This window comes from Hyphomonas atlantica corrig. (assembly GCF_017795365.1).
GTDB lineage: Bacteria > Pseudomonadota > Alphaproteobacteria > Caulobacterales > Hyphomonadaceae > Hyphomonas > Hyphomonas atlantica.
The window spans coordinates 2,565,403-2,582,353 of sequence record NZ_CP051254.1; the positions used below are offsets into that span (position 1 = coordinate 2,565,403).

Genomic DNA, 16,951 nt, shown 5'->3' on the forward strand with positions numbered 1-16,951 from the left:
GAGAATATTCATGAAACGGTCTGCTCTTTTCTTCGCTTCCGTCCTCGTCCTTGCTGGACATGCGTTCGCCGAACCGGGCAAGCACAATGGCAGGGGGCCCATTGATGTCGACCTCGGGCTTGGGGACGTTGTTGATGCGACTGCTGATATTGGCGGCGACAGTCTGGCTGACGCTGATGTCAATCTCGGCCTTGATACTCCAGTGGCGGCTGATGCCTCAAACGCAGCAGCCAACGCTGTGAACTACGCCACACGCCAAGTGAACAGCGGCAACCAAACGGCGACGCTGAACCTTGTCAGCGGTGCCATGGGTGAAATCGCTGGAACTGCAGCCGCCATCGGCAACTCGTATTCAATCGACTCTGTCGCGGATGCCGTCTCTTCGGTCAATCAGGCAAATTCCGGAGCCGGTTACGCTAACGCAAACGTGGACATCCAGAACTCCGGAATCGCCACTGCGACGACGGCTGCCATCGGCAACACGGCATCTGTTACGTCTGATGTCAGCACGATTGCCACACGTTCCTTGCAGTCAAACAGTGGCTACATGACGACGCAAATGAATGCTTCGATCGACGACATCACTGAAGCTACTGCAACCGCAGCGTCGATCGGCAACTCATTGTCTGTCGAAGTACCCGGAAGTGGCAGCATGAGTGCTCAGCAGTACAATTCCGGAACCATGGTTGCCGAATTGAATGGCCGCCTGTCCGGATTTGCAGATGGTGCAGCAACCGCTGCGGCAATCGGCAACTCGGCATCGCTGACCAGCCTCAACTCCGATGTTGTCGGCAACGTTTTGACCCGCATCAATCAAGCCAATTCGGGTCATCAGATTTCCACACTCGCTGCCCAAGTTTGCCATGGCGCTGAAGCTGCTGCTACCGCAGCGTCGATCGGCAACACGGTGAACATTTCGGTTCAGTAAGTGCGGAAGAGGGCGCCGGGCGGCCGTCAGTCCCCCGAATGAACGTTCGGCGCCCTCATTTCCGACCAGTTTACTCCCTGGTCTCAGGCCCGGCCGCAAATGCGGCGGGCCATTTCCGTTTCAGGAGATCGTGAATTCCGGGTGTTAGCTTGCGCGGAAAACCTTACAACAATGGTTTCCCTTAACAGCACGCTTGAAAGCGCTGCTATCCGCGCATAGTCCAGCGTGGACAGGGGCTTTCGGCTATGACATAAGCCGCCCCTTCAGACAGGATTCACAGGGCGCCCGCGCGCATTTCTTGCGCCCGTGACCCAAGATTACGGATGATTGAACCGATGGAAGTTACCCAGACCAAGTCAGAAGGTCTCAGCCGCACGTTTGCCATCAAGGTGCCGGCATCTGAGCTGCAGGCGAAACTTGATGAGCGGATCGAGGAAATCCGGCCGCAAATGAAGCTGAAAGGCTTCCGTCCGGGCAAAGTCCCTGCTTCCCACGTGCGCAAGATGTACGGTCAGGATCTGATGGGTGAGTTGATCAACAAGCTCGTCACAGAAACCAATCAGAAGGCGCTGGAAGACAACGAACTGCGTCCGGCTGGCCAGCCCGATGTTCAGATTGACGGCGACATGGAAGCTGTCGTGAAGGGGGAGGCTGACCTTTCCTACAACATGAACGTCGATGTAATGCCGGAATTCGAGCCAGCTGACGTAACCAAGCTGACGATCACGCGCCCAGTTGCTGAGGTTTCGCAAGAGCAGATTGACGAAGCTCTGGCCCGTATTGCAGAGCAGAACACCCAGTACGAGCCGCGCGCCAAGACGGCCAAGGCGAAAGATGGCGACGCAGTCGTCATGGATTTTGTCGGCAAGATCGATGGTGAAGCGTTTGAGGGCGGTAGCGCTGAACAACAGACGCTGGTTCTTGGTTCCGGACAGTTCATTCCCGGTTTCGAAGATCAACTCGTTGGCGTGAAGGCAGGTGAAGAAAAAGAAGTCACCGTCACGTTCCCTGAAGAATATGGCGCTGAGCATCTCGCCGGAAAAGAAGCGGTCTTCGAGGTGAAAGTACACGAAGTGCGCGCTCCGAAAACCGCAGACGTCGATGATGAGTTTGCGAAGGGTCTTGGCCTTGAAAGCCTCGAGCAACTTACGGGCTTGTTGAAAGATCAGCTGAAGGCCGAGCATGATGGTGCTTCCCGTGCGAAGGCGAAGCGCAATCTTCTGGATCAATTGGACGAGGCACATAGCTTTGATCTGCCGCCGAATATGGTTGAACAAGAGTTCAATCAGATTTGGCAACAGCTGCAGGCTGAAATGGATGCCGGGCGCACGGCGGATGAGGACAAGGACAAGTCCGAAGACGAGTTGAAAGTAGAGTATCGCAAGATCGCTGAGCGCCGCGTGCGCCTCGGTCTGGTCCTTGCCGAGATAGGTCGTGTCGCCGATGTTCGCATTTCAGAGCAGGAAGTGAACCAGGCACTCGTCCGCGAAGCACGCCAGTATCCGGGGCAGGAGCAGCAGGTTGTGGAATTTTTCCGCAATAATCCGGGCGCGATGGCCCAGCTTCGTGCGCCGATCTATGAAGACAAGGTGGTTGATCACATCCTGGAAGTGGCTGAAATCACCGAGGAAACTGTTTCACGCGAAGACTTGTTCAAGGAAGACGACGAATAGTCGTCCACACGAATTTCGAATTTCTAGAAAGCCGGTCCGCAGTGACCGGCTTTTTTCATGCTGCGAACGTTAATAGGTAAACTGGATGTTAACCGCATCTAGCGAATTTGTGTCGAATCGTAAGGAAGAGGCATCAGAAGATGAGCGTCCAGAGCATTCGCCCTCAATTGACTGAGCAGGACATCCACAGACTCATCAAGGGTGAGACACCGGAAGACCGTGCAACGGTTGCGCATCGCTTGTGTCGTCGCATTGCGCTTGATGTCCTGAGCGATGCAGAGAGAGCCTACGCGCAGGAAATCATGGCGATTTTGGCCAAGGATGCTGCCGATCTGGTGCGCCGTACCTTGTCTGTGACGCTTCGCAATTCCCCCATTCTGCCACGTGACATTGCGATACAGCTTGCTCAGGACGTGGAAGCTGTTGCAATTCCTGTCCTTCAGGACTCGCCGGTCTTCACAGATGAAGACTTGATCGAATTGGTGCTGTCACTGACTGCTTCGAAGCAGGCCGCCATCGCCAATCGTGATGGGTTGTCAGTAACTTTGACCGAAGTGATCTCAGAACATGGTGCGGTCGAAGCCGTACGGGCATTGTCCGCGAATGAAGGCGCAGAATACACGGATCGTGCTTTTGAGCATTCAATACGCCGCTTTGGCTCGGATGAGGGCGTTCAGAAGGGCCTGATCAGCCGAGAATACATTCCGACACACATTGCAGAGAAAATGGTTTCGCTGGTGTCGGGCCAATTGTTCGACCTCTTGGTCAATCGTCACGAGCTGCCGGCGCAGCTGGCCATTGATCTGGCCTCAGGCGCGCGTGAACGCGCGACAATAGACTTGGTTGAGCAGGCGGGGCGAACTCACGATTTGCCGAGATTTGTGTCCCAGTTGCATTTGAATGGCAGACTGACTCATTCGCTGATCATGCGAGCCTTGTGCTGTGGCCAAATGCCTTTTGTAGAGCATTCGCTCGCCGAACTTTCAGGTGTTGGGCACCAGCGCGTGTGGTTGATGATCCATGATGCCGGGCCTTTGGGGCTTCAGGCTGTGTTTGATCGTGCCGGCATGCCTCGCAAGATGCTTCCTGCCTTCCGAGCCGCAGTGAATGTGTTCCATGAAACAAGCCATGACGGCGGCCCGAACGACCGGGCCAGGTTCCGCGCGCGCATGATTGAGCGTGTTCTGACCCAGTTCCAGGCCATCCCCAAGGAAGACCTCGACTACCTTCTGGAGAAGCTGGACTACTATTCTGAAATGGCCGCGATGGACGACGTCGAAAGCTCGGTCGGGGCTGCCTAACAGTCGCTTTGCATGCGAACGCCTGCTTTGACCCCAATACGTTCAAGGAATTCGCCGTCGCGCCAATTCGCCTGATCGGCAATCACCAGGATACCTGCGGTGCCTACGGATTCGCACAGATCCATCAATTGCTCATTGTCGCTGAGTTCGCGTGCATCAACGCGGATGCTGTCGACCAAGAGGCCCAGTCCATCTCTGAGCTGTGTTTTCCAGGTTTTGCGCATGTCGATGGCGACTCGAAAGCCGCGTTTACGCAGATTTGCCACACAATGGATTACGTCTTGATTGCCTTCGGCAAAGGCTGAATCCTGAAATTCGAGACTGATTTCCTGTTGGCACAGTGTCGTGCGGCGAATGACTGCGTCGCAGCCAATTGCTGTATTGTCGTCAAACAGCGCCGCTGTGGGTGCTGGCACCAGAATTGGTCTCAGGCGATGGTCGGCATCGTGCGCAGCGGAGGCGACTTCGAGCAGGCGATCGGCCAACCATTTGGCTGGGCCGTTCTCTGTGGTGGTTTTGGCAGCCGGCCCGAAACGCACACGCTCTTCGTATTGGCGAGACATCTCGCAAACGGCACCGTAGGAAGATCCGTCTTGCACGTGCATCACGGGCTGGAAACGGAGATGGACCTTCTGTCCACTGTGAGCGACAATTTTCGTTTGAAGTAATTCCCGCATCACTCTTCCCGTCTTTCTGACTGTGCCTATTGCCTTACCTAGGGGAGAGGATTGAAGATCACGCGCAGAAAACCGTTTGGATTTCGAGAAAATTTAAAAGAATGACGGGACAACAAGAATGACAACATCGCCCGATGCGCCGAGACTTTCCGCAACAGTTCTGATTGTACGAGACGGGGCGACATTGCCTGAAGTCTTGATGGTGAAGCGGCACTATCAGATAGATTTTGCGGCGGGCGCACTGGTATTTCCCGGTGGAAAGGCGACAGACGAAGATGCGAGTTCGGGGTGGGACGACTATACGGACGGAGACTTCGGTCCGGTTCAACAGGATGCTCGCATTGCAGCCGTGCGCGAGGCTTTTGAGGAGTCAGGATTGCTGCTCGCACGCCCGAAGGCGCGGCGGGGAACGGAACAGCCGCTGGTTGGTACCGACGTGGCGGATCGACTAAACCCTTATCGGGGCGCTGTTGACCGAGGGGAGCAGAGCTTTCTGGAACTTATCAAAGATAATGATCTCGTGCTCGCGCTTGATAGTCTCGTGTACTTTGGGCACTGGATTACGCCTGACATGATGCCGAAGCGCTTCGATACCCATTTCTACCTGGCTCCCGCACCGCCGGACCAAATCGCGGCCCATGATGGAAGGGAAACAACTGATGCGATCTGGATCGGCGCCCAAGCGGCGCTGAATTCAGAGGAGTCAGGAGAATCTGTCATTATCTTCCCGACGCGGATGAATTTGAAAAAGCTGGCAACAGCGAATTCCGTAGAGGATGCCATTCAACGCTTCGGCAGTGAGGCTGTTGTTACAGTAAAGCCGGAGCAGTCAGAAACACCCGAAGGCGAGCCGTGCCTCGTGATTCCGGACGTGAAGGGCTATGGCCAGACTGTCGAACTGCTCTCTCGCGTAAATGTCTAGAGAATGAATTTGGAAAGGTCGGCGTTGCCGGCAAGGCTTTCAACGCGCTCATTCACATAATCAGGCGTGATGGTGATCGTCTCACCTTTCTTGTCCGGGGCATCGAAGCTGATTTCGTCCAGCAGCCGTTCGAGTACGGTTTGGAGCCTGCGTGCACCAATATTCTCGACGCTGCTGTTCACCGCCTCGGCCAGATCGGCGAGGCGATCTATCGCGGCATCTTCGAATTCCAGCGTAACCCCTTCGGCTTCCATTAGTGCCTGATACTGGCGGATGAGGCTGGCTTCGGGTTCAACGAGAATACGGCGCAAATCGTCTCGTGTAAGTGCATCCAGTTCAACGCGAATAGGCAAGCGGCCTTGAAGTTCGGGCAGCAGGTCAGATGGTTTCGAAACGTGGAACGCGCCGGATGCGATAAACAGAATGTGGTCCGTCTTTACGGCTCCGCGTTTTGTACTGACAGTTGTGCCTTCGATGAGCGGCAAGAGGTCCCGCTGAACGCCTTCACGACTAACGTCTGCACCGCCGCGACCTTGCTTGGCAGCCACCTTGTCTATCTCGTCAAGGAATACGATGCCGTCTTCCTCAACTGACGAAACTGCTTCACGTACAATGGCATCCTCGTCGAGTAGGCGGTCGGACTCTTCTTCAATGAGCGGCTTGTAAGCTTCCTTCACTGTGGTGCGAACGCGCTTGGTGCGTCCGCCCATAGCCTTCCCGAGCATGTCCGACAGATTGATCATGCCCATGGAGCCGCCCTGGCCGGGGATGTCCATCATCTGCATCGGATTACCGCTGTCAGCGATGTCCAGATCGACAGGTTTGTCGTCCAGGTCTCCCGCTCTTAACTTCCCGCGAAACACTTCCCGGGTTGAAGACTGGGCGTCCTCTCCCACGAGAGCATCAAGCAAGCGCTCTTCGGCGGCATCTTGCGCCTGTGCAGACACGCCTTCGCGCTTTTGCTCACGGATCATGGAGATGGCTGATTCGACCAGATCACGAATGATCTGCTCAACATCTCGTCCCACATAGCCGACTTCCGTAAACTTGGTGGCTTCAACCTTCAGGAAGGGTGCGTTCGCGAGCCGGGCAAGGCGACGGGAAACTTCCGTCTTGCCGACTCCGGTTGGCCCAATCATCAAGATGTTCTTGGGTGTTATCTCCGAGCGGATGGCATCGGGTGCCTGCTTGCGTCGCCAGCGATTACGCAGAGCGATGGCTACTGCACGTTTGGCGCCGTTTTGACCAACAATGTGTCGATCCAGTTCAGCAACGATTTCGCGAGGGGTGAGGTCTTTCATAGGGCATTCCAAGTTTGGCTGCTTCAGTGCCACCTGGGGGCAATGAGGCGCAAAAGGGGAGCGAACTCAGAGGTCCAGTGTTTCCAGAGTGAAGTGGCTGTTCGTGTATACGCAGATGTCCGCCGCGATTTGCATGGCCTTGCGACCGATTTCTTCCGCGTCAGCCTCGTAGTCATAAAGCCCACGTGCTGCGGCGAGCGCATAATTCCCACCTGAACCTACCGCGACAACATTGTGCTCAGGTTCCAGCACATCACCCGCGCCCGTGATGACGAGGGTGGATTCCTTGTCCGCCACAATCAATAGGGCCTCAAGCTTCTGGAGATACTTCTCGGTTCGCCAGTCCTTGGCCAATTCGACTGCTGCGCGTTGTAGCTGGCCCGGATGGCGTTCCAACTTCGCTTCGAGCCGCTCGAAGAGGGTGAAGGCGTCCGCAGTGGCACCGGCAAAACCGGCCAGAATTTCGCCATTGGCGATGCGGCGCACCTTGCGGGCATTTCCCTTCATGATGGTTTGACCCATCGAAACCTGGCCATCGCTCAGCATGACAAGTTTCTGTCCCTTCCGGACAGCGAGAATGGTTGTGCCGTGCCAGATAGCTGCGCTGGTGTGTTCATTCGTCATGGGCCTTGATGTGGCCGATCCGGGCTGTCTGTTCAAGAGAGGACCTGTTACATGAATTTCCACAGAGATATGTCACATTAGTGTAGCTTTGCCCGGCTATTTGGGCGCGGATGGAAAGGGATCGCCCGAATGGCCCAAGAGCTCGGTCAACTCCCCATGGGATGGCTGCTGACCGCGTTGATAGTGATCGTGGTCGCTTCGGGATTCTCGATAGGTCGCATCAGGGCTGAGCGCTATCTGATCGCGGGCGGTCAGAAGTTTCATTCCCGTGGCAATTATCATGGCTATTATGTCGCGATGTGGGGCTTCATACCGCCACTATTGGTTGCTGGGCTCTACGTACTGTTCGCGAAACCAACGGCGCTGGGCCTGCTTTCAAGCGAACTTCCCGAGGCGTTTCACACGCTTTCGTCCGCCGAGCTTCAATCCTATCTGGAATCTGTTGCCAATGCTGCGGCTATGGGGGGTTATAGTGGAAGCGATCTTGTATTCGCGACAGTAACAGGTCGCTATCTGGAGTTATGGGGTAGCCTGAAGGGTGCGACCCTCGCGCTCATGTTGGCTGGCGCCGTGCTGGGGATCATGTACGCCCGTCGGAAGGTCAGCCCGGCGTTTCGGGCGCGGTTGAGAGTGGAGCGAGGTGCAGAGGCGTTCCTGTTCCTTTGCGCAGCAATCGCTATTGCTACAACGGTCGGGATCGTCGCGTCTCTACTTTACGAAAGTTTGCGATTTTTTGCAGAGGTGCCTTTTACGGATTTCTTGTTTGGCACACGATGGAACGCCCAGACGAGTGCAGAATTTGGAGCGTTGCCGCTATTCTTCGGCACGTTCATGATCGCCCTCATCGCAATGTTGGTGGCGGCACCGGTGGGCCTTTTCTCTGCCATCTATCTTTCAGAGTACGCATCGGTCCGCACACGTCGATACGTGAAGCCGCTTCTGGAAATGCTCGCGGGTATCCCGACGGTCGTTTATGGCTTCTTCGCTTTGTTGGTGGTCGCACCTGCGGTTCGCGCCTCAGCGCTGGGAATCAATAGTTTTCTTATTGAACTGGGCGCGGCCAACGGACCGGTTCTCGCCGCACAGCCTACCAGCGCGCTCGCTGCAGGATTGGTGATGGGGGTTATGGTAATCCCGTTTGTGTCGTCGCTGTCCGACGACGTGATCAATGCGGTTCCGGACTCATTGAGAGATGGTGCATTTGCGATGGGGGCGACGAAGTCAGAGACTATCAAGCAGATCATTTTGCCCGCAGCTTTGCCAGGGATTGTTGCCTCTATGCTCCTGGCGGTTTCAAGGGCGATCGGCGAAACGATGATTGTTGTGATGGCAGCGGGGCAGCGCGCCAGGATTTCCTTCGATCCGTCTACCGACTTGACGACCATTACTGTTCAGATCGTGGCCCTCCTCACGGGAGAAACCGAGTTCGATAGCCCCAAGACGCTTTCAGCATTTGCCCTTGGCTTGGTCTTGTTTGTCGTAACGTTGATTTTCAATCTGATCGCCTTGCGCGTCGTCCAGAGGTATCGGGACAAGTATGAATAACGCGCAGGACAATCCGTTTCGGTCAGAAAAGGCCCTGAAGCGCCTGCGGCGCCGCCGGAATGCTGATATGCGATTTCAGGGCTACGGAATTGTGGCGCTGGGTTTTGCGCTATTCGCGTTGGTGTTCTTGATTTCTGCTATAGCCTGGAAGGCTAGCGGCGCGTCCACTTATCACGTTATCCGCGTTGATCTGGAGTTAAGTCCGCAGACCATTCTGCCGGAAGGGGACGCGTCACCAGAGGAAATCACTCGAAATATCGAAGGCTTCTATTCCCTGGTTCGGAATGACTTGCTAACGCGATTTCCTGAAGCGAATGAAACAGTTCAGTCAAAACGGGCCTTTAGTTCCCTGATAGACAGAATGGCTGTGCTGCCACTGGCGCGAGAAGTGGCGGATGAACCTCACCTGATCGGACAGACGACATCGGTAGATGTGCCATTGTCTGATGATGTGGACATGTTTCTTAAAGGCGCGGCTCCCAGAGCAATCTTCCTGCGAGTGGGTGAAGCGTCGTCGCCAATGCGGAATGCGGAAGAGGGCGACTTCAAGATTGAGGTCGACAGGTTGAACAAGGTGTCGGCTAAAATCGCCGCGATTGGTCAACATGGTGCTGAGCCAACCGTGTTGCTGGTTGCGGACAAATCAGTCGGGCGAATAAAAAGTATGGAAGACGGTGACGTCATCTTGGAGATTCTGACGGGCCGTCAGGATCAGTTTGACGGCGCGTCTGTGAAGGCAGTGATAATTCCGTCTCCGGAAGATCAAAGATCTGTATCTGACCAGCAAATTGCGTGGGCGCTGGCATTGAAAGCAGAGGGCGTCATCAAGCGTGTGCCTCACTTTAGTTTGCTTACTCATACTGACAGCACATACCCGGAACTGGCCGGTGCGCTGGCAGCGCTTGTCGGATCCTTGTTGACAATGCTCGTGACGGCGGCGGTTTCTATCCCGATGGGTATTTTTGCGGCGATTTTCCTGGAAGAATTTGCCCCAAAGAACCGACTCACTCAGATCATCGAGGTGAACATCAACAATCTGGCCGCAGTTCCTTCCATCGTGTTTGGACTGCTGGGGGCGACATTGCTGTTGGGAACATTCGGCTTGCCACGATCAGCCCCACTTGTCGGAGGTCTGGTGTTGGCGTTGTTGATCCTGCCGGTCGTGATTATTGCCGCGCGAGCCGCACTTCGCGCTGTGCCCCCTTCAATCAGAAGCGGGGCCCTGGCCGTTGGTGCATCCCGGATGCAGGCGGTTTTCCATCACGTATTACCGCTGGCCCTACCGGGCATGTTGACTGGAGCAATCCTTGGCATGGCGCGCGCGCTTGGTGAAACAGCGCCGCTGCTGCTGATCGGGATGGTGGCATTTGTTGCTGAAGTTCCGTCTTCTACAACAGATGAGGCAACAGCGTTGCCGGTTCTGATCTATAGTTGGGCCTCCAATGCCGAAAGGGCATGGGAGCCAATGACTGCTGCAGTGATTGTCATACTGCTGGCGATTTTGGTTCTGATGAACCTTGCTGTAGTCCTGCTGCGGCGCAAGTTTGAGCGGAGATGGTAATGGACACGACTTATGATCCGGCACTTGCTGGAGAAGGCGCTGACGATGGCCAACCGCTGCTCTATCCGCGCATCGATTGTCGGGACGTCAGCGTATTCTATAGCGGCAAGCAAGCTGTGTTTGATGTGTCGCTGCCGGTTTTTGACCGCTCGGTAACTGCGCTTATCGGTCCGTCTGGCTGTGGAAAATCGACATTTCTTCGATGCCTGAACCGCATGAACGATACGATCGATGGGGCGAAAGTTACCGGCGAGATTTTCATGGATGGGGAAAACATCAACTCATCGCATATTGATCCAGTCTTGTTGCGTTCCCGCGTCGGGATGGTATTTCAAAAGCCTAATCCATTCCCGAAATCGATCTACGATAACATCGCTTATGGGCCGCGCATTCACGGGCTTGTGGATGATCGGCAAGAACTGGACGCCATTGTTGAAAAGAGCCTTCGCCGAGCTGGGCTCTGGGAAGAGGTAAAGGATCGTCTGGGACAACCCGGTACCAGCCTGTCAGGTGGTCAGCAGCAAAGGCTTTGTATCGCACGGGCTATCGCGGTGCGTCCGGAAGTGATCCTTATGGATGAGCCGTGTTCATCGCTCGACCCGATTGCTACGGCGCGGATCGAAGAGTTGATTGATGAACTTCGCAAGCGATACTGCATCGTAATTGTCACGCACTCGATGCAACAAGCTGCCCGCGTTTCCCAGCGTACCGCCTTCTTCCATTTGGGGCACTTGGTCGAAATGGGTGATACAGACCAAATCTTCACCAGCCCGCGCGAGCGCCGCACGGAAGACTACATTACAGGCCGGTTCGGCTAAAGGGAGCAGCAATGGCAGACCATATCGTCTCAGCCTTTACAGATGAACTCGATAAAATCGCCGCTGATCTCATGCGAATGGGCGGCATTGTTGAGACAATGATCCTGGATTCATGCCTGGCTGTGGACAGAAATGACCATAGTCTTGCGAAAGATGTCATCTCTCGCGATCCAAGCGTGGACCGGCTTGAGGAAGAGGTTGAGCGTCAGATCGTCAGTTTGATCGCGCGCCGTCAGCCGATGGCGCATGATTTGAGATCAGTTTTTGCAGCGCTCAAGACTGCTGGCGAACTGGAGCGAATTGGCGACCTGTCCAAGAATATCGGGAAACGCACACTTATGCTGGACGATTCCGTGCCCTCAAATATGAGGCACGGAGTGGCGAGAATGGCGCGCCCCGTATCGTTTCAATTGCATTCCGTGCTGGATGCCTATGCAACTAGCAACGCCGAGACGGCCAAAACCGTTTGGGAAAGCGATGATGACATCGACCAGCATTATAATTCGCTATTTCGCGAGATGATAACCTACATGATCGAAGATCCCCGCACGATTGGTGCCGGAGCGCACATGCTTTTCATGGCAAAGAATCTCGAGCGGATTGGCGATCACTGCACGAACATTGCAGAATTCATTTACTTTCAAATCACTGGCGAATATCTCATGCCCCATGAGCGCCCTAAATCACCGAATACGGGCGTCTGACCCGGACGCAGGACAAGAGGATCTGTCATGAAGCCCTATGTGCTCATTGCTGAAGACGAAAGTGCCGTTTCGGAGCTGCTCTTCTACAATCTCAAAAAAGAAGATTATGATGTCGCCATCGCCAGTGACGGTGAAGAGGCTATGCTCATGATTGAGGAGCGCGCTCCAGATCTGCTGTTGCTGGATTGGATGCTGCCAAAGGTCAGTGGGATTGAGGTCTGTCGCCGCGTTCGCAGTGGCGGTACGAATCCAAACTTGCCGATCATCATGTTGACTGCGCGCGGTGAAGAAAGCGACCGGATCCGTGGCCTCGATACTGGCGCGGACGATTACGTCACCAAACCATTCTCAACTACAGAGTTGATGGCGCGTGTGCGCGCCGTCCTGCGCCGCATTCGACCGGGCCTGAAAGACGATCGGATCACCGTGGGGGATATAGAGATCGATCGCGTGGCTCATAAGGTTGCGCGGAATGGTCAGGATATTCACTTGGGCCCAACCGAGTTCCGTCTTTTGGACTACTTCATGCAGCATCCGGGGAGGGTGTTTTCCCGAGAGCAATTGCTGGACACGGTCTGGGGATCTGATGTGTATGTCGAGGCGCGAACAGTTGATGTTCACGTGGGGCGTTTGCGCAAGGCGTTGCGCCAGGAAGGCGGGGACGATCCCATCAGGACCGTCCGCTCCGCCGGGTATGCTCTTCGAGCCGACTAGAACAGCTCAGCCAGGAAATTCTCAAGGTTTTCGAAGCTGCGACGGTCCGCGTCTGCGCTGTAAACTGTTCCCATTTCCTTGTTGTCTGCGCCTAGCGTTGTGAACGAATGAACTGCGGTGCCGTGGGCGTGCAGTTGCCAATCAGCTCCAGCGCCTTCCAGCTCCTTTGCAATCGCAAGAACGTCTTCAGGCGTTGCCATTGGATCGTGCCAGCCATGCTCGATCAGGACTTTGGCAGTGATCTTTGGCGCCGGAACATTTTCTGCCGGACGGAAAAGCCCGTGGAATGACGCGACGCCCAGAACGTCATGATTTGCGCGAGCCATGTCCAGGACAGCGAGGCCGCCAAAGCAAAAGCCGATTGCGGCCGCTTTCTTGGCATCAACACCAACTTGTTGTTTCGCTGCTTCAAGGCTGCCAGCGAGGCGCTTTTGAAGCTCGGCGCGATCTTCGACCAGTGGATTCATCAGAGCCTGATTTTCTTCAACAGTCGTGCCGCGCTTGCCTTTGCCATACACATCCATGGCGAAAGCGGCATAGCCGAGATTGGCGATCCGCTCAGCTTTTTCGCGTTCATTGTCTCCAAGCCCGCCCCAAGCGTGAGCGATGACAACGATCGGAGCAACGTCCTTACCTTTGGGCCGAAGGAAATAGCCTTCATAGCTCTTACCATCGACGGTATAATCAACTGCGCTCATTTGTTTGCTCTCCTTCGTGCGTGAGAGTCAGATACAGGACATTCGAAGCCCGGTTTCAAGGGGTGTCGCGTTTAGTATAAGATTTGACTGTAACCAGTATTGGATGTTCACAGTATTAATCGAATGAAGGAGTCATTCCATGGCCAAGAAGAAGGACAAGAAGTCCAAGCTCTCGTCAGAGCAATCAAACTCGAGCAAGTCGCCAAAAGAGACCAAGAAGGCAAAGAAGAACAAGAAGTCCTCGACGTCCATTCCAGAACTCAGCTCGACTGAGATAGCGCATAAGATATGGCTCGCTGGAGTTGGCGCATATGGAAAAGCCTACGACAAGGCGATCGAGAGCAGCAAGGCCTTTAATAAACAGTCTACTGAGCTCTTCGAGGAGCTGGTCCAGCAGGGCCAGGAAATCGAGAAGGAATTGCAGGCTCGTGTAGAAAACTCGGAAGCAGGTAAAAAGGGAAAGAAGCTCGCGGCAAAACTCGAAAAGCTTGAAGAGGAGGTTGTGCAGTCATTCTCTAAAGCGCGGGCACACTCGAAGGCCCGAAGTCAGGATCTGAAGGAGCGAATTTCCCGTCTGTCTACAGAGATTGAAGCCGTTGCCGCTGAGGCGAGCTCAGACATTGTGAAGTCCAGTATGAAGGCGGCCAAGAAGACAACGGATGCACTTCACGAAGCAATGGTCGGCTCTGTCGATGCACCTGCGAAACCTTCCGACAAGTCCACACCCAAGCCTAAACAGGATACAGACCCGGTGGATGATTTCACGTTGATGACGGGCGTTGGGCCAGCGCTTGCCGCGAGATTGAAGTCTGCAGGAATTGTAACGTTCTCCGAGATCGCCGCCTTGAACAAGGCAGAAATCGAAGCGCTTGATGCGAAGATCATGGCTCGCGGTCGCATCGTGAGAGAAGAGTGGGTGAAGCAGGCCAGACGTTTGATGAAGTAGACCCAAACGGAAAAGTACCACCAACGATTGTGCTTCATGGCTCCAGCAAAAAGTGCGCGCAGAGCTTTTGAAAGCTACTCTGAGGACTTTTTCGCTTTCACTGCGACGCGTTCTTCAAGCGCGTCGCACACAGCGTCCGCAACAGACTGTGCCGCCTCACCGCGCCCTATTGATCCAAAAGCTGCAGAGCATGCCTCAACGTGAAGGTTGATCAAGGCGTCATTCTCGCCGGGCTGCGTGTCGGCCAGCAAGGCGCAGAGTGAACCGCAGAGCCGCGATATCGCTGGGTATCCATAAGATGTCGCCACGCCACGGATATTGTGTGCGCAAGTTTCCAGCGACTTGTAGTCGTCTGAAGTTGCGCCGTCTTCCTTTGCAACTGCCCAAGCCTGTTTGAGCTTGTCGAGATCTGCCTGCATCCACGCCTCGAAACGTGATGACAGGTCATCGACCGCGGCTTCTGCACGATCACCAAGCTCTTCCGGATCGTGCTCGATTGAAGGGTCAGAAGGTGCGGCATCAGGGGATGATGCGGACGGGGGCATTTTGATTACGCGGCTGATATCCGGTACGACAACATCCGAAGAACTGGTTCGAGCTCCATTTCCGGATTTGAGTTTCTGAAGCATGGATTTGAGCATGATGACTCCCCGTATTTGGTGCCATCATAGTTTATAAGGCTTAACGTTTTCCTGACCGAAAACCTTTGTAATTCCTTTAGAAACCAAACTGTTCGCGGAGAATGCGCTCGTCCAGGGCGTGCCCCGGGTCAAACAACATTGTCAGGCGCCTGCGGTCTTCCTGAACGTCCACACTGACAATATCCCTGACTTCCTGATTGTCCGCAGCAGCCGCCACAGGACGCAGGATCGGGGCGATTACATCAATCCTCACATGCGCATCGCGGCGGAGCAGGGCACCTTTCCAACGTCTCGGGCGGAAAGCACTCACAGGTGTCAGGGCCAGCAAGCCCGCACCAATTGGCAAAATGGGGCCATGGGCGGACAAATTGTATGCCGTGGAACCGGCAGGAGTCGCCACCATCAATCCGTCGCAGGCAAGCTCGTCCATGCGCGTTTTTCCATCGACCGTAATCCGGAAGCGTGAAGTCTGCGCGGTTTGTCGAAACATCGACACTTCATTGATCGCCAACGCGTGATGCTCGTGTTCATGCACGTCGCGAACGGTCATGCGCAGCGGTGAGATTACAGCGCGTTCGGCCGCATTGATTCTGTCGGGCAGGGCATCAACGCCGTATTCGTTCATCAGGAACCCAACCGTCCCTCGATTCATGCCGTAAACCGGTTTGCCACCCTCGAACTGCCGACGTAGCGAATCCAGCATGGCACCGTCGCCTCCCAGGGCGACGATAACTTCGGCATCTTCCTCATCATGCTGGCCATACTTGTTGGTCAACACGGACAAGGCTTCCTGAGCTTCAGGGCGTTTGGAGGCGTAAAAATGCAGGCGTGGTCCACTCATTTGCGTCATGTGCTTTGGTATTGAAGGGTGCGTCAAGCCATTGGGAATACCCAAATCAGCTAAGCGTGCGGCGCATTTGCAAGATGACGCCAGTGTCAGCTTTTTCTGGCGTAGACACCACTAATCCGTTACTCTCCTGCAAAAGTTATTATGGGAGAACAGGTCATGGCCGATGGCGCGCAGAAAGTAGATATTCGTTCCAGTGTTTCAGCGGAGGAGTGGCAAGCGCGCGTCGACCTTGCGGCACTGTACCGTTTGATTGCCATGCATGGGTGGGATGACATGATTTTCACCCATATTTCACATCGCGTTCCTGGCCCCGACCACCACTTCCTGATCAATCCCTATGGGCACTTTTTCGAAGAGATTACCGCTTCGTCGCTGGTCAAGGTCGATCTTGAAGGGAATGTGGTTCAGGAAACTGACCACTTCATCAATCCGGCTGGTTTCACGATTCACTCGGCGATTCATGACGCACGCGATGACGCCAAAGTGGTCATTCACGTCCACACAGACCAAGGCGTTGCGGTGTCATCGCAGAAAGAGGGGCTGATGCCACTGAGCCAGACTGCGATGATCGTTCGCGAAGACATTGCCTATCACGATTATGAGGGTATCGCCCTGGATCTGGATGAGCGTGAGCGCCTGGTGGCTGACCTTGGTCCTAAGAAGCATTCCATGCTTCTGCGCAACCACGGCACGCTTACCATCGGAGAGACGGCGGCTTCAGCATTCACGCGCATGTTCTTCCTCGAGCGCGCGTGCAACATGCAGATTATGGCGCTGTCAGCTGGGCGCGACGGCGTGCTCGAATGTGACAACGACCTGCAGCAAAAGGTTGCCGGGCAGGGTGGAATGACCGAGCACAGCTCTGGAATGAGCATGTTGACTGAGAAACTGATCTGGCCAGCGCTGTTGCGGAAGCTCGACCGTGAAATGCCGGGCTATGACGCGTAAGGGGTTTCCCCTATGCGACAAAAGCGGCCCGCGGCGTATGGAGCCATTATCAATTGCTCAATACGGCACTATGTAGGCTCACGAAATATCGGGAACGAAG

General features: G+C 55.0%; 17 protein-coding genes. 11 read left to right on the forward strand and 6 right to left on the reverse strand.

The genetic code is table 11. The annotated features are described in order from the left end of the window. The first annotated feature begins 10 nt into the window (after positions 1-10). The 3 genes from HF931_RS12390 (at position 11) to HF931_RS12400 (ending at position 3,902) form a co-directional block, all read left to right on the forward strand. Positions 11-928, forward strand: a complete 918-nt coding sequence (locus HF931_RS12390; protein ID WP_035555321.1) for a hypothetical protein — start codon at positions 11-13, stop codon at positions 926-928. Positions 929-1,263: 335 nt separating this feature from the next. After that, positions 1,264-2,601: a trigger factor gene (tig, locus tag HF931_RS12395; RefSeq protein ID WP_420537743.1), complete on the forward strand. Its 1,338-nt coding sequence runs from the start codon at positions 1,264-1,266 to the stop codon at positions 2,599-2,601. Between the two features lie 140 nt (positions 2,602-2,741). Beyond that, positions 2,742-3,902, forward strand: a complete 1,161-nt coding sequence (locus HF931_RS12400; protein WP_035555319.1) for a DUF2336 domain-containing protein — start codon at positions 2,742-2,744, stop codon at positions 3,900-3,902. Here the strand turns inward: HF931_RS12400 and HF931_RS12405 are convergent. After that, the gene (locus tag HF931_RS12405; RefSeq protein ID WP_035555315.1) at positions 3,899-4,579 is read right to left on the reverse strand and encodes an EAL domain-containing protein; all 681 of its coding nucleotides are present in this window, start codon (positions 4,577-4,579) and stop codon (positions 3,899-3,901) included. The genes HF931_RS12400 and HF931_RS12405 overlap by 4 nt on opposite strands. 118 nt (positions 4,580-4,697) lie before the next feature. On the opposite strand from HF931_RS12405, the gene HF931_RS12410 reads away from it, so the two are divergent. Then, positions 4,698-5,501, forward strand: a complete 804-nt coding sequence (locus HF931_RS12410) for an NUDIX hydrolase (RefSeq protein WP_273240349.1) — start codon at positions 4,698-4,700, stop codon at positions 5,499-5,501. On the opposite strand, the gene hslU is transcribed toward HF931_RS12410, so the two are convergent. Continuing rightward, entirely contained in the window at positions 5,498-6,802 is a 1,305-nt protein-coding gene (hslU, locus tag HF931_RS12415; protein ID WP_273240351.1) for an ATP-dependent protease ATPase subunit HslU, read from the reverse strand. The two genes, HF931_RS12410 and hslU, sit on opposite strands and share 4 nt — an antisense overlap. Positions 6,803-6,868: 66 nt before the next feature. Further along, on the reverse strand, positions 6,869-7,426 hold the full coding sequence (hslV, locus tag HF931_RS12420) for an ATP-dependent protease subunit HslV (RefSeq protein WP_273240353.1): 558 nt from the start codon (positions 7,424-7,426) through the stop codon (positions 6,869-6,871). 129 nt (positions 7,427-7,555) lie between these two features. On the opposite strand from hslV, the gene pstC reads away from it, so the two are divergent. From pstC to phoB, 5 genes are read left to right on the forward strand one after another with little or no spacing between them, the layout of a single operon-like run. Further along, positions 7,556-8,971, forward strand: a complete 1,416-nt coding sequence (gene pstC, locus HF931_RS12425) for a phosphate ABC transporter permease subunit PstC (RefSeq protein ID WP_273240355.1) — start codon at positions 7,556-7,558, stop codon at positions 8,969-8,971. Then, positions 8,964-10,532, forward strand: coding sequence for a phosphate ABC transporter permease PstA (gene pstA, locus HF931_RS12430; RefSeq protein ID WP_035555301.1), 1,569 nt, complete (start codon positions 8,964-8,966; stop codon positions 10,530-10,532). The genes pstC and pstA overlap by 8 nt, the downstream gene beginning before the upstream one ends. Further along, positions 10,532-11,350, forward strand: coding sequence for a phosphate ABC transporter ATP-binding protein PstB (gene pstB, locus HF931_RS12435; RefSeq protein ID WP_035555298.1), 819 nt, complete (start codon positions 10,532-10,534; stop codon positions 11,348-11,350). The genes pstA and pstB overlap by 1 nt, the downstream gene beginning before the upstream one ends. Before the next feature lie 11 nt (positions 11,351-11,361). After that, entirely contained in the window at positions 11,362-12,054 is a 693-nt protein-coding gene (gene phoU / locus HF931_RS12440; RefSeq protein ID WP_035555293.1) for a phosphate signaling complex protein PhoU, read from the forward strand. Between the two features lie 27 nt (positions 12,055-12,081). Next, positions 12,082-12,768 (forward strand): phosphate regulon transcriptional regulator PhoB, encoded by a 687-nt coding sequence (gene phoB / locus HF931_RS12445; protein ID WP_035555289.1) that lies wholly within the window; start codon positions 12,082-12,084, stop codon positions 12,766-12,768. On the opposite strand, the gene HF931_RS12450 is transcribed toward phoB, so the two are convergent. After that, positions 12,765-13,466, reverse strand: coding sequence for a dienelactone hydrolase family protein (locus HF931_RS12450; protein ID WP_035555286.1), 702 nt, complete (start codon positions 13,464-13,466; stop codon positions 12,765-12,767). The two genes, phoB and HF931_RS12450, sit on opposite strands and share 4 nt — an antisense overlap. A 139-nt stretch (positions 13,467-13,605) precedes the next feature. On the opposite strand from HF931_RS12450, the gene HF931_RS12455 reads away from it, so the two are divergent. Next, positions 13,606-14,412, forward strand: coding sequence for a hypothetical protein (locus HF931_RS12455; RefSeq protein ID WP_273240359.1), 807 nt, complete (start codon positions 13,606-13,608; stop codon positions 14,410-14,412). A 74-nt stretch (positions 14,413-14,486) separates the two neighbouring features. On the opposite strand, the gene HF931_RS12460 is transcribed toward HF931_RS12455, so the two are convergent. Together HF931_RS12460 and HF931_RS12465 are read right to left on the reverse strand one after the other, a co-directional pair. Then, positions 14,487-15,053: an Hpt domain-containing protein gene (locus HF931_RS12460; protein WP_035555282.1), complete on the reverse strand. Its 567-nt coding sequence runs from the start codon at positions 15,051-15,053 to the stop codon at positions 14,487-14,489. A gap of 76 nt (positions 15,054-15,129) precedes the next feature. Further along, entirely contained in the window at positions 15,130-15,894 is a 765-nt protein-coding gene (locus HF931_RS12465) for an NAD kinase (RefSeq protein ID WP_035555414.1), read from the reverse strand. A gap of 165 nt (positions 15,895-16,059) precedes the next feature. Here HF931_RS12465 and HF931_RS12470 point away from each other — a divergent pair, with 165 nt between their 5' ends. Continuing rightward, positions 16,060-16,851, forward strand: a complete 792-nt coding sequence (locus tag HF931_RS12470) for a class II aldolase/adducin family protein (RefSeq protein ID WP_035555412.1) — start codon at positions 16,060-16,062, stop codon at positions 16,849-16,851. The last annotated feature ends 100 nt before the right edge of the window (positions 16,852-16,951 follow it).

What these genes read in the sequence shown, in the direction of transcription:
- hslU (WP_273240351.1), bottom strand. Translation starts at nt 6,802, where the DNA reads ATGAAAGACCTCACCCCTCGCGAAATCGTTGCTGAACTGGATCGACAC.
- hslV (WP_273240353.1), bottom strand. Translation starts at nt 7,426, where the DNA reads ATGACGAATGAACACACCAGCGCAGCTATCTGGCACGGCACAACCATT.
- HF931_RS12465 (WP_035555414.1), bottom strand. Translation starts at nt 15,894, where the DNA reads ATGAGTGGACCACGCCTGCATTTTTACGCCTCCAAACGCCCTGAAGCT.
- HF931_RS12455 (WP_273240359.1), top strand. Translation starts at nt 13,606, where the DNA reads ATGGCCAAGAAGAAGGACAAGAAGTCCAAGCTCTCGTCAGAGCAATCA.
- HF931_RS12410 (WP_273240349.1), top strand. Translation starts at nt 4,698, where the DNA reads ATGACAACATCGCCCGATGCGCCGAGACTTTCCGCAACAGTTCTGATT.
- pstA (WP_035555301.1), top strand. Translation starts at nt 8,964, where the DNA reads ATGAATAACGCGCAGGACAATCCGTTTCGGTCAGAAAAGGCCCTGAAG.
- pstB (WP_035555298.1), top strand. Translation starts at nt 10,532, where the DNA reads ATGGACACGACTTATGATCCGGCACTTGCTGGAGAAGGCGCTGACGAT.
- HF931_RS12450 (WP_035555286.1), bottom strand. Translation starts at nt 13,466, where the DNA reads ATGAGCGCAGTTGATTATACCGTCGATGGTAAGAGCTATGAAGGCTAT.
- HF931_RS12405 (WP_035555315.1), bottom strand. Translation starts at nt 4,579, where the DNA reads ATGCGGGAATTACTTCAAACGAAAATTGTCGCTCACAGTGGACAGAAG.
- HF931_RS12400 (WP_035555319.1), top strand. Translation starts at nt 2,742, where the DNA reads ATGAGCGTCCAGAGCATTCGCCCTCAATTGACTGAGCAGGACATCCAC.
- phoB (WP_035555289.1), top strand. Translation starts at nt 12,082, where the DNA reads ATGAAGCCCTATGTGCTCATTGCTGAAGACGAAAGTGCCGTTTCGGAG.
- pstC (WP_273240355.1), top strand. Translation starts at nt 7,556, where the DNA reads ATGGCCCAAGAGCTCGGTCAACTCCCCATGGGATGGCTGCTGACCGCG.
- tig (WP_420537743.1), top strand. Translation starts at nt 1,264, where the DNA reads ATGGAAGTTACCCAGACCAAGTCAGAAGGTCTCAGCCGCACGTTTGCC.
- phoU (WP_035555293.1), top strand. Translation starts at nt 11,362, where the DNA reads ATGGCAGACCATATCGTCTCAGCCTTTACAGATGAACTCGATAAAATC.
- HF931_RS12470 (WP_035555412.1), top strand. Translation starts at nt 16,060, where the DNA reads ATGGCCGATGGCGCGCAGAAAGTAGATATTCGTTCCAGTGTTTCAGCG.
- HF931_RS12460 (WP_035555282.1), bottom strand. Translation starts at nt 15,053, where the DNA reads ATGCTCAAATCCATGCTTCAGAAACTCAAATCCGGAAATGGAGCTCGA.
- HF931_RS12390 (WP_035555321.1), top strand. Translation starts at nt 11, where the DNA reads ATGAAACGGTCTGCTCTTTTCTTCGCTTCCGTCCTCGTCCTTGCTGGA.